Below are 12691 nucleotides of genomic sequence, written 5' to 3'. Positions count from 1 at the left end.
CGATCGCCATGTAGAGGTTCGCAAACCTCGAAGCCGGATACAACCCCCTTCGGCAAGAAATTTTTGATTCTTCGGTGTCGCCTACCTCACAGGCAGTACTTCTATGGGGTGAAGGGGCTCGCACGTTCGAGAGCAAGGCGAGGACCCCCTTCTGGTCACACAATCACACGCAGTGCCCGTCGTACGCCTGTGAAACTGACGCGACTCCTGTCTCCAAGGTGGTCCCCGTCGACCTGAAACGGTGCCGGTTCCTGTGAAACCAAGGTGAAGTGCCTGACGTCGTGATAGGAGACGAGATGCTTGCCGGACGGGCCGGCGGGGCGTGCGCCGGCCTCCGCCGGGGGCTTGGGGCGCAGGATCTGACGGACCGTCCGGGCGGTGCGGAACGCCGTCATTCGAGTGATGCCGAAGATGTCCAGATCGGTTTCGAACGACGCCGAGGGCGAGGGGAAGACCGGACGGGAACCCAGAAAGGTCCACGGTGAGGTGTTGGACACTATGGCCATCACCATCCCCGTCACCGGATCCTGCCCGTTGATCTCCAGGGAGATCGGGCCCGAACGACGGTGTTCACGCTCGGTGACGTAGTGCCGGAGCGCCTCCATGACATAGAGCGCGTGGGTGGATTTGCGCCCCGCACGGCGCTGGCGCTCCACCCGGCCGACCACGCCCGCGTCGAACCCCAGTCCGGCCGTGAAGGTGAACCAGCGGTCCGGCTCGCCGGCGGTCAGCGCCTTGCCCAGGCCGATCGCGCGCTCCCGGCGGTGCTCCAACGCGTCCAGGAGTGCGCCGGTGGCCTCCACCGGATCGTTCGGGAGCCCCAGCGCACGCGCGAACACGTTGGTCGACCCGCCCGGCACCACCGCCAGCCGCGGCACCCGCTCGCCCGGGCCGTGCGCCAGCAGGCCGTTCACGACCTCGTTCACCGTGCCGTCGCCGCCCAGCGACACCACCAGGTCCACCGAGCCGTCCTCGGCCGCCTGCCGCGCCAGGTCGCCGGCGTGGCCCCGGTACTCGGTCTCCGCGACGTCCAGCTTCAGGTCGCTGCGCAGGGCGTGGATCAGCACGTCCCGGGTCCGGCCACTGGTGGTGGTCGCCTTCGGGTTCACGACCAGGAGAGCGCGCATGTCGCTCAGCCTACGACCCGCCCGACATAAGACGACCGTTACCCTGGCCCGGTGACCGCTGAATCCGCTCCCGCCACCGCTCCCGCACCCGACCGGCCCGTCCCGCTGCTCGTCGGCGCGGGCATCACCGCGCTGGAGGGCGCGGCGATGGCGGGCTGGGGGATCTACGACCTGGTCTCCGGCTTCGCCGGCGACGACGCCGCCTTCGGCCGCACCGAGATGGGCGGCGCCGTGCTGCTGCTCATGGGCCTGCTGCCGCTGCTGGCCGGCCGCGGCCTGCTGCGCGGGCAGAAGTGGGGCCGCAGCCCCGCCGTGCTCACCAACTCCATCTGCCTGCCCGTCGCCTACTACATGTGGCAGTCCGGCGGCGCGATGGTCGCCGTCGGCGCCGCGATCGGCGTGCTCGGCCTGGTCGGCATCGTCGCCCTGCTCAACCCGCGGGTCACCGCGGTGCTCTACGGCGAGCAGTAGCCGCCGCCACGCGCAGGGCCCGCCCCCGGGATCGGGGACGGGCCCTGCGGCGCGTACGGGGCGGTCACTCCTCGACCAGCAGCTTCTCGCGCAGCTGCGCCAGGGTGCGGGCCAGCAGCCGGGAGACGTGCATCTGCGAGATGCCGACCTCGGCCGCGATCTGCGACTGCGTCATGTTCCGGAAGAACCGCAGCACCAGGATCTTCTGCTCCCGGGGCGGCAGTTGGGCCAGCAGCGGCTTCAGCGACTCGCGGTACTCGACGCCCTCCAGCGCCTCGTCGGTGGCGCCCAGGGTGTCCGCCACGGCCGGCGACTCGTCGTCGCTGTCCGGGACGTCCAGCGACAGCGTGGAGTACGCGTTGGCGGACTCCAGGCCCTCCAGCACGTCCTCCTCGGAGATGCCCAGGTGCTCGGCCAGCTCGTGCACCGTGGGGGAGCGGCCGTGCCGCTGGGACAGCTCGCTGGTCGCCGTGGTCAGCGACAGCCGCAGCTCCTGCAGCCGGCGCGGCACCCGCACCGCCCAGCCCTTGTCGCGGAAGTGCCGCTTGATCTCGCCGACGATGGTGGGCGTCGCGTAGGTCGAGAACTCCACGCCCCGCTCGTGGTCGAAGCGGTCCACCGACTTGATCAGGCCGATGGTGGCGACCTGGGTCAGGTCGTCCAGCGGCTCGCCGCGGTTGCGGAACCGGCGGGCCAGGTGCTCGACCAGCGGGATGTGCATCCGGACCAGCTGGTTGCGGATCTCCACCCGCTCCGGCGACCCCTCCGGCAGCTCGGACAGCCGCACGAACAGCGCCCGGGCCGCCTCGCGGTCCGGCGCGCCGCTGCGGTGCCCCTGTGCCGGCACGGTCGAGCGGACGGCCTCGGCGGCGGCCGCCGGGCCGTCCTCCTCGGGCTCGGCCGCGGGCCGCTCGGGCTTCGGGTCGGTCGGCTGGCTCATCCGGCTGGGGTCCTTCGGGAGGGCTTCGTCAGGGGTGGCGGTGCGGGAAACGCTCGCCTGCGGAGGTACGACGGCAACTGTGCGGTCCAGATCACTCACGGCGATCACCCGTTCCGTTCCGAGAACACGTCACTACCTACGGCTGGCCCGGCGACCCGCCGCGCTTCTTGTGCAGGCTGATCGAGACGGTGTTGTCCGCGGCCACCGCGGAGTCCACCTCGCCGGCCAGCGCGGAGAGCACCGTCCAGGCGAAGGTGTCCCGCTCCGGGGCCCGCCCGTCGGTGGTCGGCGCGGACACGGTGACCCGCAGCGCGTCGCCGACCAGGCGGAACTCGCAGCTCAGGATCGAGCCGGGAACGGCCTGTTGGAGCAGGATCGCGCACGCCTCGTCCACCGCGATGCGGAGATCCTCGATCTCGTCCAGGGTGAAGTCCAGCCGTGCCGCGAGGCCGGCCGTGGCCGTCCGCAGCACCGAGAGGTAGGCGCCCGCCGCGGGCAGCCGGACCTCAACGAAGTCCTTCACTCCGGGCTCGCCGTCGATCTGGGACACCCTCACCTCCTGGGTGACGCTCGGTGCTTGGGGCCCGGACGGCCCCGCCACCACCACTGCCATCGGTTCAACTGCCTTGTGCCCCGAGACGTTACCGCGCCCGGGGCCGGTCTGTCGTGATCTCCGTCCACCGTCACGGGAACGAGGGATCAGGGATCGAACTGCCTTGCGCTCAGCGGGGCGTGGAGCCCAGCTCGGCGAGCGCGCCGTCGGTGAGCCGGAAGACCGTCCACTCGTCCATCGGGACCGCGCCCAGCGACTTGTAGAAGCCGATCGACGGCTCGTTCCAGTCCAGCACCGACCACTCCAGCCGGTGGTAGCCGCGCTCCACGCAGATCCGGGCCAGCTCGGTGAGCAGCGCCTTGCCGTGGCCGCCGCCGCGCTTGTCGGGGGAGACGTACAGGTCCTCCAGGTAGATGCCGTGGGTGCCGCGCCAGGTCGAGAAGTTGCGGAACCACAGGGCGAAACCGGCCGGCTCGCCCGACTCGTCCTCGGCGATCAGGCCGAACAGCGCGGGGTGCTCGCCGAACAGCGCGTCGTGCAGCTGCTCCTCGGTGGCCCGGGCCTCGTGCAGGGCCTTCTCGTAGTCGGCGAGCTCGCGGATCATGGTGTGGATGACGGGGACGTCGGCGGGAGTCGCGGTGCGGATCATACGATCGAGCGTACTCATGTCCCCCCTCCATCCGGAAAGGGCATTGTGCCCGGGAAATCCCCGGGACAATCCCGGGCCCGGGCGGAGCCGCCCGAGCCCGGCGCGTTCGGCCGAACGTCAGTGCGCCCGGCGCGAGTTCAGCGCGTTCAGCAGCGCGGCGCCGCGTTCGGCGTCGTCCACGCTGACCGCGAACTCGGCCGCCCGGCCGCGGATCCGGACCACCAGGCACTCGCCGCCGCGCAGCATCACCGTGGTGCCCAGGCTGCTCAGCCGGTAGCCCCAGCCGCCGACCTGGGCGGCGGTGCGGTGCTCGGCGCGGGCGGACTCGATCTCGTCGGCCGCCCAGCGGCGCACCGGCCGGCCGAACGGGCCGAACGCCACCTCCAGGCCCCGCTCCGAGACCCGGGCCCGCACCGACGAGCAGACCGCCCCGGCGACCGCGACCACCGTGGACACGGCCAGCAGCGTCCAGCCCGGCCCGGCCGGGGCCAGACCGCCGACCAGCGCCAGCGCGGCCGCCACCGCCGCCAGGCCGAACCCGGCCGCCAGCGCCAGCAGCCACGGGTTGGCGGTGTGGGAGAACCACACCAGCCGCTCGCCCTCCGGCAGGTCCAGCACCGGCCCGGCCGGCCCGGCGGGCGCCGCCGCGGGCCGGTGCCGGCGGCCGAGCAGCACGCCGACGGCGCCGGCCAGCAGCGCCGCCACGACCACCCCGACGACCCAGCCCACCGGCTGGTGCGCCTGCTGCCAGTGCTCGCGGTCGACGTTGGCGCGCACCACCGAGGCCTGCGCGCCGGTGAGCAGCACGCCGCCGAACAGCAGCGCGGGCGCGGCCCGGCCGGCGGCGAGGGCGCCGCCCCGGCGCACGGACAGCAGCACGGCGCCGGCCAGGACGGCCCACAGCGCGGCGGGGACGACCGAGGCCGCCCACAGCGGCATCGAGCCGTTCGGCGTGCCGCCGCCGCTCCAGTGGGTGGCCAGCCGGTCGGGCAGCCGCCCCGCCGCCGTCCACGGCAGGGCGGCGATCAGTGCCGTCAGGCCGACCGCCCAGGCGGCGCCCAGGCGGCGGCCGGTGTGCGGTGCTCGTGCGGGGTCGGTCACGGTATCCCCCTGATCAGGTCGATGAGGTCGGCCCTGCTGTAGCCGAGGCGGGCGGCCTCGGCGACCAGCGCCCGGGCGTGTTCCAGCAGTCCGGAGCGGTCGTCGGCGTGGTCCGCGACGGTCACGCCGCGGCCCCGGCGGAACTCCAGCACGCCGTCGTCGCGGAGGCTGCGCAGCCCCCGCAGGACGGTGTTGACGTTGAGGTCGAGGGCCTGCGCGAGGTCGCGGGCGGAGGGCAGGCGGTCCCCGGGCCGGCACTCGCCCTCGGCGATCGCTCGGCGGACGGCGGCCGCGACCTGCTCGTGCAGGGGGCGGCCGTCCCGTTTGTCCAGACGAAGCAACATGGTGCTAATGACGATAGCACCATTAGTGCCGTGCGGCGGGGCGGGCGGCCCCGGAAAACGCGGAACCCGACCGCCGTGCCCCGCGGACGGGGCGATGGCGGCCGGGTTCCGGCCGGAGGGAGGGCTGACGCGGTGTCAGGCCTTCTTGGTCTCCCAGAAGATGGTGTCGATCTCGGCGATCAGGTCCAGCAGGGCCTGGCCGGTCGCCGGGTCGGTGGACGCCTTGGCGGCCGAGGCGGCCTTGCCGGCACGGTTGAACAGGTCGTGCAGGCCCGGGTAGGCCTCGAAGTGCGGGGCCTTGAAGTAGTCGGTGTGCAGCACGGAGAGGTGGTGCTTGACCAGCTCGGCGCGCTCCTCCTTGATGACGATGGCGCGCGCGCGGAACTCGGCGTCCTCGTTGGCCTGGTACTTCTCCTGAGTGGCCTTCACGGACTCGGCCTCGATCCGGGCCTGGGCCGGGTCGTAGACGCCGCACGGCAGGTCGCAGTGCGCGTGGGCGGTGACTCGCGGAGCAAACAGACGAGAGAACATGGGGGTCCTTCCTTAGATCGTCTTCCCGCGCCCGAGATTACCCTCACGACGGGCCGAATTCGCCGTCGCCCCGGGGGCCTAGGGCAAAAGAAGGAGTCAGAATCGTGCGATTTGGGACACCGCTCGGCGTGGCCGACATCGCCGGGCCGTCGATGCGCCGGCTGCTGTCCGACGGCGACCGGGTGCTGGTGCGCTACGGGGCCCCGCTCCGTCCGGGCGCCGTGGCGCTGTTCCGGCACCCCCTGCAGCAGGACCTGCTGGTGGTGAAGCGGGCGGTCGGGCGCCGTCCGGGCGGCTGGTGGATGCTCTCCGACAACCCGCTGGTGCACACCGACAGCCGCGAATACGGCGCGGTCCCGGACGAGTTGGTGCTCGGCCGGGTGCTGCTGCGGCTCGCGCCCCGGCCGGCCTGGCTGGCCCCCGGGCGGCGGCTGGAGCGCGCGCTGACCGGGCGTCCGGCGTGGCTGGCCGAACGACTGGGCGTCAGCGCACCGCTGGAGGCGGACCTCTGACGGCCGCTCAGCCCTGGGCGGCGGTGGCCAGTGCCCGCTGGGCCTCCTGGCGCTTGCGGGCCCGGTAGGCGGCCACGTTGGCGCGGGTGGCGCAGCGGTCCGAGCAGTAGCGGCGGGACCGGTTGGTGGAGGTGTCCAGGTAGGCGTTGCGGCACGGCGAGGCCTGGCAGATGCCGAGCCGGTCGACGCCCAGTGCGGTGAGGTGGATGGCCAGCCCCATGCAGGCGACGGCGGCGTAGTTGGCGGCCGCGGTCGGCGCGTTGTCGGCCAGGTGCAGGTGCCAGTTGGGGCGGCCGGTGTCGTCCAGGTCGTCGTGGCCGGAGACCAGCGGGCTGACGGGGTACTCCACCATCAGGCTGTTCAGCAGGTCGACGGCGCGCACGTCCTCGCCCTCGGCGGCGGCCTCGAAGACGCCGCGCAGCCTGGTCCGGACGGCGCGCAGCCGGGGCAGGTCGGACTCGTCGGCGAGCGCGGAGGCCCGGGAGGGGGCGCCGAACAGGGCCCGGACGGCGTCCACCGAGCCGAGGCTGTCGGTGCCGCGGTCCGGCTCCTCGCTGTTGACCAGCCGGACGGCGAAGTCGGCGTACGAGGCGAGCTCCACGGGGGGTCCTTCCGGGCAGGTGTAACGGGCGTGCTGCCTTAAGGGTATTACGTCCCCGGTGGAAGCGGGCCTGCGAGAACCGCCCGGCCGGGCACCGGAACGGCGGCGCGGCCGGGCCCCGACACGGCGAGGTCCCGCTCCGCGACCACGGAGCGGGACCTCGGCGGGTACTAGAGGACCCTGGACAGGAACGCCTTCGTGCGGTCGTGCTGCGGGTTGGTGAGCACCTCGCGGGGGTGGCCGGACTCCACGACCACGCCGCCGTCCATGAAGACCAGGGCGTCACCGACCTCGCGGGCGAACGCCATCTCGTGGGTGACCACGATCATGGTCATCCCGTCCTCCGCGAGCTGCCGCATGACGTCCAGGACGTCGCCCACCAGCTCCGGGTCGAGCGCGGAGGTCGGCTCGTCGAAGAGCATCAGCTTCGGCTCCATCGCGAGCGCGCGGGCGATGGCGACGCGCTGCTGCTGGCCGCCGGAGAGCTGGGCGGGGTAGTTGTCCGCCTTGTCGGCCAGGCCGACCCTCGCCAGCAGCTCGCGGGCCCTCTCCTTCGCCGCCGCCCGCGCCGCGCCCTTGACCTGGACGGGGGCCTCGATGACGTTCTCCAGCACCGTCATGTGCGGGAAGAGGTTGAAGCGCTGGAACACCATGCCGATGTCGCGGCGCTGGAGGGCGACCTCGCTGTCCTTCAGCTCGTAGAGCCGGCCGCCCTTCTCGCGGTAGCCGACCAGCTGGCCGTCGACCGAGAGCCGGCCGGCGTTGATCTTCTCCAGGTGGTTGATGCACCGGAGGAACGTCGACTTGCCGGAGCCGGACGGGCCGACGAGGCAGAACACCTCACCGGTGCGGACCTCCAGGTCGATGCCCTTGAGGACTTCGAGCGGGCCGTAGGACTTGCGGACCCCTTCGGCCTTGACCAGGACCTGGCCGGAAGCGGGCTTCTGGAAATCGGTCATCGCGCACGCCCAAGGGAGAGCAGGTTCGTCTTGATCTTCTGCAGCGGAGTCGGTGGCAGCGTGCGGGTGGCGCCCTTCGCGTAGTAACGCTCCAGGTAGTACTGGCCGATGCTGAAGATCGTGGTGAGCACCAGGTACCAGAAGCAGGCGACGAAGAGCAGTTCCATGACCGCCAGGTTGTTCGTGTAGACGTCCTTGGCCTTGGTCATGAGCTCGCCGTAGGTCACCACGTACGCGAGCGACGAGGTCTTCAGCATGTTGATGAACTCGTTGCCCGTGGGCGGAACGATGACGCGCATGGCCTGGGGGAGGACGATGCGCCGCATGGTCTTCGCCCGGGAGAGGCCGAGCGCGTGCGCCGCCTCGGTCTGTCCCTCGTCCACCGACTGGATGCCCGCCCGGACGATCTCGGCCATGTAGGCGCCCTCGTTGATGCCGAGGCCGAGGAGGGCGGCGACGAAGGGCGTGATGAGGGTGTTGGTCGAGACGCCGAACATGGTGGGGAAGACCAGCGCGAGGTTCCACCAGATCAGCAGCTGGACCAGGACCGGGGTGCCGCGGAACAGCCAGATGTAGCCCCACGCCACCGAGGAGGTGACGGGGTTCTGCGACAGCCGCATCACGGCTGCGATCACCCCGAGGAGCAGGCCCAGCGCCATCGCGCAGACACTGATCAGCAGGGTGTGCCAGGCCCCCGAGATCGATGCCGAGGTGAAGAGGTTGTCGCCGGTGATCGACCACTGGATGGCGGCGCCGGCGAACGCCGCGACCAGCGCGGCCAGCAGGAGGAGCACGACGACGGCCGACACCCACCGGCCGTAGTGGCGCACCGGGATCGCCTTGATCGCGTGCTTGGCAGGGAACTCGTCGGCATCGGTTTTGACAGATGTCATGGGAAAGAGCCTCTCGGGCGGACGGCGGATTGCAGGGGCCCGCCGGGTGGACACCGCCGGGTGCCCACCCGGGTGCGGATCAGGAACCGCCGTTGACGGTCACGGAGCTGACCGCACCGAGCTTCACGTTGTACTTGTCGAGGATCTTGGCGTACTCGCCGTTGGCGATCAGGGCTTCCACGCCGGCCTTTATGGCGTCGCGGAGCTGGGTGTTGTCCTTGGCCACGCCGATGCCGTACAGGCCCGGGTCGATCTGCTCGCCCACGACCTCGAAGTCCTTGCCGCCGCCGGACGTCTGCGCGTTGTAGGCGGCCACCGGGTAGTCGTTGAGGTCGGCGACCGCGGCGCCGGACTTCAGCTTGAGCAGGGCCTCGCCGTCGTGCTCGTACCCCTGGATGGTGATCGCTCCCTTGCCCGCCGCGGTGCACTTCTCGGACTGGGCCTTCGCGGTGTCCTCGTTGACGGTCGCCTTCTGCAGGGCGACGGTCTGGCCGCACAGGTCGTCGAGCGAGTGGATGCCCTTCGGGTTGCCCTTCTGGGTCAGGATCGAGGTGCCGGCCTTGAAGTAGTCGACGAACTCGACGCCCTTGCCCTGGCGCTCCTTGTTGTCCGTCATCGCGGACATGATCACGTCGATCCGCTTGGTGCCGAGCGAGGTGATCAGGGTGTCGAAGCCGGCGTCCTGGATCTGGAACTTGACGCCCAGCTGCTTGCCGAGCGCGTCCGCCAGGTCGGGGTCGATGCCGACGATCTTCTCGCCCTGCTTGTACTCCACGGGGGCGTAGGCCACTTCCGAGCCGACCTTGACGACGCCGGCCTTCTGAACCTCGGCGGGAAGCTTGCCGTACAGCGGCGCCGAGGCGTCGGCGCCGCCGGAGGAGCCGCTTCCGCCGCTTCCGCACGCGGTGAGGAGCAGGGAGCCGGTCGACAGGACGGCGGCCGCGGCGATCAGCCGGGTGCGCGAGGAACGAGCGGTCATGAGGGGGATCTCCTCCTGGGAGTCGGACGGGGTCTGCGCCGCCTGGGGGAGCGGTGCGATTACAGCGGGGTCGGTGCGCGCCACCCTCCGCCGAGGTGACAGGTGGATCCGATGTGTGGGAATCCTGCCACCGTGTGCGGCCAATCGGACCGTGGATCAGATCAAAATCGGATAACAGGACCACCATGTGTCCGCTATTCGGACTATTTGCCTGGCCATGTCACATGGCGCATAAGTATGCACACTGGACGTGACGGGGCCCGGGCCATTCACGGCCCGACCCCCCACGTGTCGCCGCCGGCGGCTAGAAGCCCCCGTTCACCACCGCGTTCTGCGCGGCCCCCGCCGACAGGCCCCACTTCGCCAGGATCTTGTCGTAGTCGCCGCTGCGGATCACCCGGTCGAGCGCCTTCGCCAGGACGTCCCGCAGCGCGGTGTCCTCCTTGGACAGCGCGATCCCGTACGGCCCCGCCTGCATCTGCTGGCCGGTCAGCTGGAACTGCGCCCCGGCCCGGCCCTGCTGCGCCGCGTACGACGCCGCCGGCGTGTCGCTCAGGTCGGCCGCCGCTCTGCCCTGCGCCACCAGGGCCAGCGCCTGGTCGTCGGTGTCGGTCTCCTGGATGGTCAGCTTCTTGCGGGTCTTCTCGCACAGCCCGGCCTGACGCTCCGCCAGCGACGCCTGCACGGTGCCGCGCTGGAGCGCCACCGTCCGGCCGCACAGGTCGTCCAGCGAGGAGATCTTCTGCGGGTTGCCCTTCGCCACCACGATCGAGGTGCCGGTGATGAAGTAGTCCACGAAGTCCACGCCGGAGTTCATCTTCCGGGCCTGGTCGTCGGTGCCGTCCCGGCGCTGCAGGTTGTCGGTCATCCCCGACATCACCACGTCGAACTCGCGCGCCTGCAGGCCCAGGAACAGCCGGTCGAACGGCACCTCGTTGAACTGCACCCGCACCCCGAGCACGCCGGCCAGCGCGTTCGCCAGGTCCACGTCCAGCCCGTCCGGCTTGCCGTTCGCGTTCTTGAACCCGATCGGGGCGTAGCTCAGGTCGGTGCCGATCCGCAGCACTCCCGAGGAGCGCACCTGCTCGGGCAGCTGGTCGTGCAGGTCGGAGGCCACCGAACCGCCCGACGAGGAGCTGCCGCACGCGGCCAGCAGCAGTGAACCCGCCGCGGCGACGACGGCGAGTCGGAGCCGGGAGCCGGAACCGGAGGGGTGGGTGGCCAACGACATGACGGGTCCTCCTGTGGGAGAGGTGGTGCGGGTCCCCGACACGGTGCGCGGGAGTGTGCGACCGGGCGTGGTGGCTGTCCGGACGCGACCTCAAAGGCGTGGGAACGTCCGGACAACGGTGGTGGAACTCCGGATACTGCCATCCCGCCCTGAGGTCTCAGGTCGCGGGTGTGTCAGAATCTGCTAACGGGTGACCCCCGACGCAGAACTCAGACCGCCGGTTCGCCACAGGGCCGGGGTGCGAACGAACGGAAGCCGTCACCGGCTCCGTATCCGAAGCACCAGCTCCCCTCCGTGTCTGCGTTCACTCCTGCGAGTGCCTGCGGACCCCTCGCTTCGGGGGCCACGCGGAACAAGACGGACCCGGCGCACGGTGCGATGCCGGTGTCCCGACGAACAGCGCAGAACACCGAAAACCCTCACCCGAGGGCGCCCGCCCGACGGCAGCGCCCCGACCCGGCCACGGGTACGCCGACGACGGCGTGCCCGCCTTCGCGCACCGGCGCGCGGAGCGGGTCGAAGTCCGTCGGAAGCGCGCCTTCGCTGATATGACGAAGAGGTCATTGTGGCAGCGGAGATCATCACCGACACCCAGAGCACGGACGATCCGGTCGACGCCGTCTTCGCGCTGCACCGCGGCGGAAAGATGGAAGTCCGGGCCACCGTTCCCGTGCGCGACGCGGACGACCTGTCCCTCGCCTACACCCCCGGGGTCGCCCGGGTCTGCACAGCCATCGCCGAGCAGCCCGCTCTGGTCAACGACTACACCTGGAAGGCCAACACCGTCGCCGTCGTCACCGACGGCACCGCGGTGCTCGGCCTCGGCGACATCGGCCCCGAGGCCTCGCTGCCCGTCATGGAGGGCAAGGCCATCCTGTTCAAGCAGTTCGGCGGCGTCGACGCGGTGCCGATCGCGCTGGCCTGCACCGAGGTCGACGAGATCGTCGAGACCGTGGTCCGGCTGGCCCCGTCCTTCGGCGGCGTCAACCTGGAGGACATCTCCGCCCCGCGCTGCTTCGAGATCGAGAAGCAGCTCCAGGAGCGGCTCGACATCCCGGTCTTCCACGACGACCAGCACGGCACCGCGATCGTCACCACCGCCGCCCTGTGGAACGCCGCCAAGGTGACGAACCGTGAGATCGGCGACCTGCGGGCGGTCATCTCCGGCGCCGGCGCGGCCGGCATCGCGATCGCCAAGATGCTGCTCGCCGCCGGCATCGGCGACGTCGCCGTCTGCGACCGCCGCGGCGTGGTGTACGAGGGCCGCGGCGACCTCACGGACGTCAAGGCGGAGATCGCCGCGCTCACCAACCGCACCGGCCTCAAGGGCAGCCTCGCCGACGCGCTGAACGGCGCGGACGTCTTCATCGGCGTCTCCGGCGGCACCGTCCCCGAGGAGGCCGTCGCCACCATGGCGCCCGGCTGTTTCATCTTCGCGATGGCCAACCCGACCCCGGAGATCCACCCCGAGGTCGCGCACCGCCACGCCGCCGTGGTCGCCACCGGGCGCTCCGACTTCCCGAACCAGATCAACAACGTGCTGGCCTTCCCGGGCATCTTCGCCGGCGCGCTGTCGGTCCGGGCCAGCCGGATCTCCGAGGGCATGAAGCTCGCCGCGGCGAAGGCCCTGGCGGGCGTCGTCGCCGACGAGCTGACCCCGCAGAAGGTCATCCCGTCCCCGTTCGACGAGCGGGTCGCCCCGGCGGTCACCCGCGCGGTCGCGGAGGCCGCGAGGGCCGAGGGCCTGGCCCGGGTGTGAGCGACCGCCCGGGCGCGGGGGACTGCGCAGTCCCCCGCGCC

Annotated in this window: 15 protein-coding genes; 3 read left to right on the top strand and 12 right to left on the bottom strand. The window is 71.5% G+C overall.

What is annotated here, in order from left to right; translation table 11 throughout:
* Positions 1–155: 155 nt before the first annotated feature.
* The gene (locus ACFV1L_RS27530) at positions 156–1127 is read right to left on the bottom strand and encodes a diacylglycerol/lipid kinase family protein (protein ID WP_380370592.1); all 972 of its coding nucleotides are present in this window, start codon (positions 1125–1127) and stop codon (positions 156–158) included.
* Positions 1128–1178: 51 nt separating this feature from the next.
* Here ACFV1L_RS27530 and ACFV1L_RS27525 point away from each other — a divergent pair, with 51 nt between their 5' ends.
* Complete coding sequence (locus ACFV1L_RS27525) at positions 1179–1598, top strand: hypothetical protein (protein ID WP_380370590.1); 420 nt, start codon at positions 1179–1181, stop codon at positions 1596–1598.
* A 64-nt stretch (positions 1599–1662) separates the two neighbouring features.
* On the opposite strand, the gene ACFV1L_RS27520 is transcribed toward ACFV1L_RS27525, so the two are convergent.
* From ACFV1L_RS27520 to sodN, 6 genes are all read right to left on the bottom strand, one after another.
* Positions 1663–2637, bottom strand: a complete 975-nt coding sequence (locus tag ACFV1L_RS27520; protein WP_380370588.1) for an RNA polymerase sigma factor SigF — start codon at positions 2635–2637, stop codon at positions 1663–1665.
* 37 nt (positions 2638–2674) lie between these two features.
* Entirely contained in the window at positions 2675–3088 is a 414-nt protein-coding gene (locus tag ACFV1L_RS27515; protein ID WP_380370585.1) for an anti-sigma regulatory factor, read from the bottom strand.
* A 172-nt stretch (positions 3089–3260) separates the two neighbouring features.
* Entirely contained in the window at positions 3261–3740 is a 480-nt protein-coding gene (locus ACFV1L_RS27510; RefSeq protein ID WP_380370582.1) for a GNAT family N-acetyltransferase, read from the bottom strand.
* A gap of 117 nt (positions 3741–3857) precedes the next feature.
* Positions 3858–4841 carry a DUF1648 domain-containing protein gene (locus ACFV1L_RS27505; protein WP_380370579.1) on the bottom strand — a complete coding sequence of 328 codons (984 nt, stop codon included), beginning with the start codon at positions 4839–4841 and terminating at the stop codon, positions 3858–3860.
* Positions 4838–5185: a GntR family transcriptional regulator gene (locus tag ACFV1L_RS27500; protein WP_380370578.1), complete on the bottom strand. Its 348-nt coding sequence runs from the start codon at positions 5183–5185 to the stop codon at positions 4838–4840. Before ACFV1L_RS27500 ends, ACFV1L_RS27505 begins: the two co-directional genes overlap by 4 nt.
* A 135-nt stretch (positions 5186–5320) precedes the next feature.
* Positions 5321–5716 (bottom strand): superoxide dismutase, Ni, encoded by a 396-nt coding sequence (gene sodN, locus ACFV1L_RS27495; protein WP_380370575.1) that lies wholly within the window; start codon positions 5714–5716, stop codon positions 5321–5323.
* Between the two features lie 104 nt (positions 5717–5820).
* Between sodN and sodX the strand changes: the two genes are divergently transcribed.
* The gene (gene sodX, locus ACFV1L_RS27490; RefSeq protein ID WP_380370573.1) at positions 5821–6228 is read left to right on the top strand and encodes a nickel-type superoxide dismutase maturation protease; all 408 of its coding nucleotides are present in this window, start codon (positions 5821–5823) and stop codon (positions 6226–6228) included.
* Between the two features lie 7 nt (positions 6229–6235).
* On the opposite strand, the gene ACFV1L_RS27485 is transcribed toward sodX, so the two are convergent.
* From ACFV1L_RS27485 to ACFV1L_RS27465, 5 genes are all read right to left on the bottom strand, one after another.
* Positions 6236–6829 (bottom strand): CGNR zinc finger domain-containing protein, encoded by a 594-nt coding sequence (locus ACFV1L_RS27485; RefSeq protein ID WP_380370572.1) that lies wholly within the window; start codon positions 6827–6829, stop codon positions 6236–6238.
* Positions 6830–6999: 170 nt separating this feature from the next.
* Positions 7000–7788, bottom strand: a complete 789-nt coding sequence (locus ACFV1L_RS27480) for an amino acid ABC transporter ATP-binding protein (RefSeq protein WP_380370569.1) — start codon at positions 7786–7788, stop codon at positions 7000–7002.
* Complete coding sequence (locus tag ACFV1L_RS27475) at positions 7785–8681, bottom strand: amino acid ABC transporter permease (protein WP_380370567.1); 897 nt, start codon at positions 8679–8681, stop codon at positions 7785–7787. Before ACFV1L_RS27475 ends, ACFV1L_RS27480 begins: the two co-directional genes overlap by 4 nt.
* 79 nt (positions 8682–8760) lie before the next feature.
* Entirely contained in the window at positions 8761–9660 is a 900-nt protein-coding gene (locus tag ACFV1L_RS27470; protein ID WP_380370564.1) for an ABC transporter substrate-binding protein, read from the bottom strand.
* 304 nt (positions 9661–9964) lie between these two features.
* Positions 9965–10891 carry an ABC transporter substrate-binding protein gene (locus ACFV1L_RS27465; RefSeq protein ID WP_380370561.1) on the bottom strand — a complete coding sequence of 309 codons (927 nt, stop codon included), beginning with the start codon at positions 10889–10891 and terminating at the stop codon, positions 9965–9967.
* Between the two features lie 565 nt (positions 10892–11456).
* Here ACFV1L_RS27465 and ACFV1L_RS27460 point away from each other — a divergent pair.
* Complete coding sequence (locus ACFV1L_RS27460) at positions 11457–12650, top strand: NADP-dependent malic enzyme (protein ID WP_380370559.1); 1194 nt, start codon at positions 11457–11459, stop codon at positions 12648–12650.
* Positions 12651–12691: the final 41 nt, after the last annotated feature.

This window comes from Kitasatospora sp. NPDC059646 (assembly GCF_042734615.1).
GTDB lineage: Bacteria > Actinomycetota > Actinomycetes > Streptomycetales > Streptomycetaceae > Kitasatospora.
Note: the sequence above shows the minus strand (reverse complement) of the source record. Positions and strands in the feature narration are given on the sequence as shown.

Coding starts and splice junctions, on each gene's coding strand:
- ACFV1L_RS27530 (WP_380370592.1), bottom strand. CDS start 1,127: ATGCGCGCTCTCCTGGTCGTGAACCCGAAGGCGACCACCACCAGTGGC.
- ACFV1L_RS27510 (WP_380370582.1), bottom strand. CDS start 3,740: ATGATCCGCACCGCGACTCCCGCCGACGTCCCCGTCATCCACACCATG.
- ACFV1L_RS27500 (WP_380370578.1), bottom strand. CDS start 5,185: ATGTTGCTTCGTCTGGACAAACGGGACGGCCGCCCCCTGCACGAGCAG.
- sodN (WP_380370575.1), bottom strand. CDS start 5,716: ATGTTCTCTCGTCTGTTTGCTCCGCGAGTCACCGCCCACGCGCACTGC.
- ACFV1L_RS27480 (WP_380370569.1), bottom strand. CDS start 7,788: ATGACCGATTTCCAGAAGCCCGCTTCCGGCCAGGTCCTGGTCAAGGCC.
- ACFV1L_RS27475 (WP_380370567.1), bottom strand. CDS start 8,681: ATGACATCTGTCAAAACCGATGCCGACGAGTTCCCTGCCAAGCACGCG.
- ACFV1L_RS27470 (WP_380370564.1), bottom strand. CDS start 9,660: ATGACCGCTCGTTCCTCGCGCACCCGGCTGATCGCCGCGGCCGCCGTC.
- ACFV1L_RS27465 (WP_380370561.1), bottom strand. CDS start 10,891: ATGTCGTTGGCCACCCACCCCTCCGGTTCCGGCTCCCGGCTCCGACTC.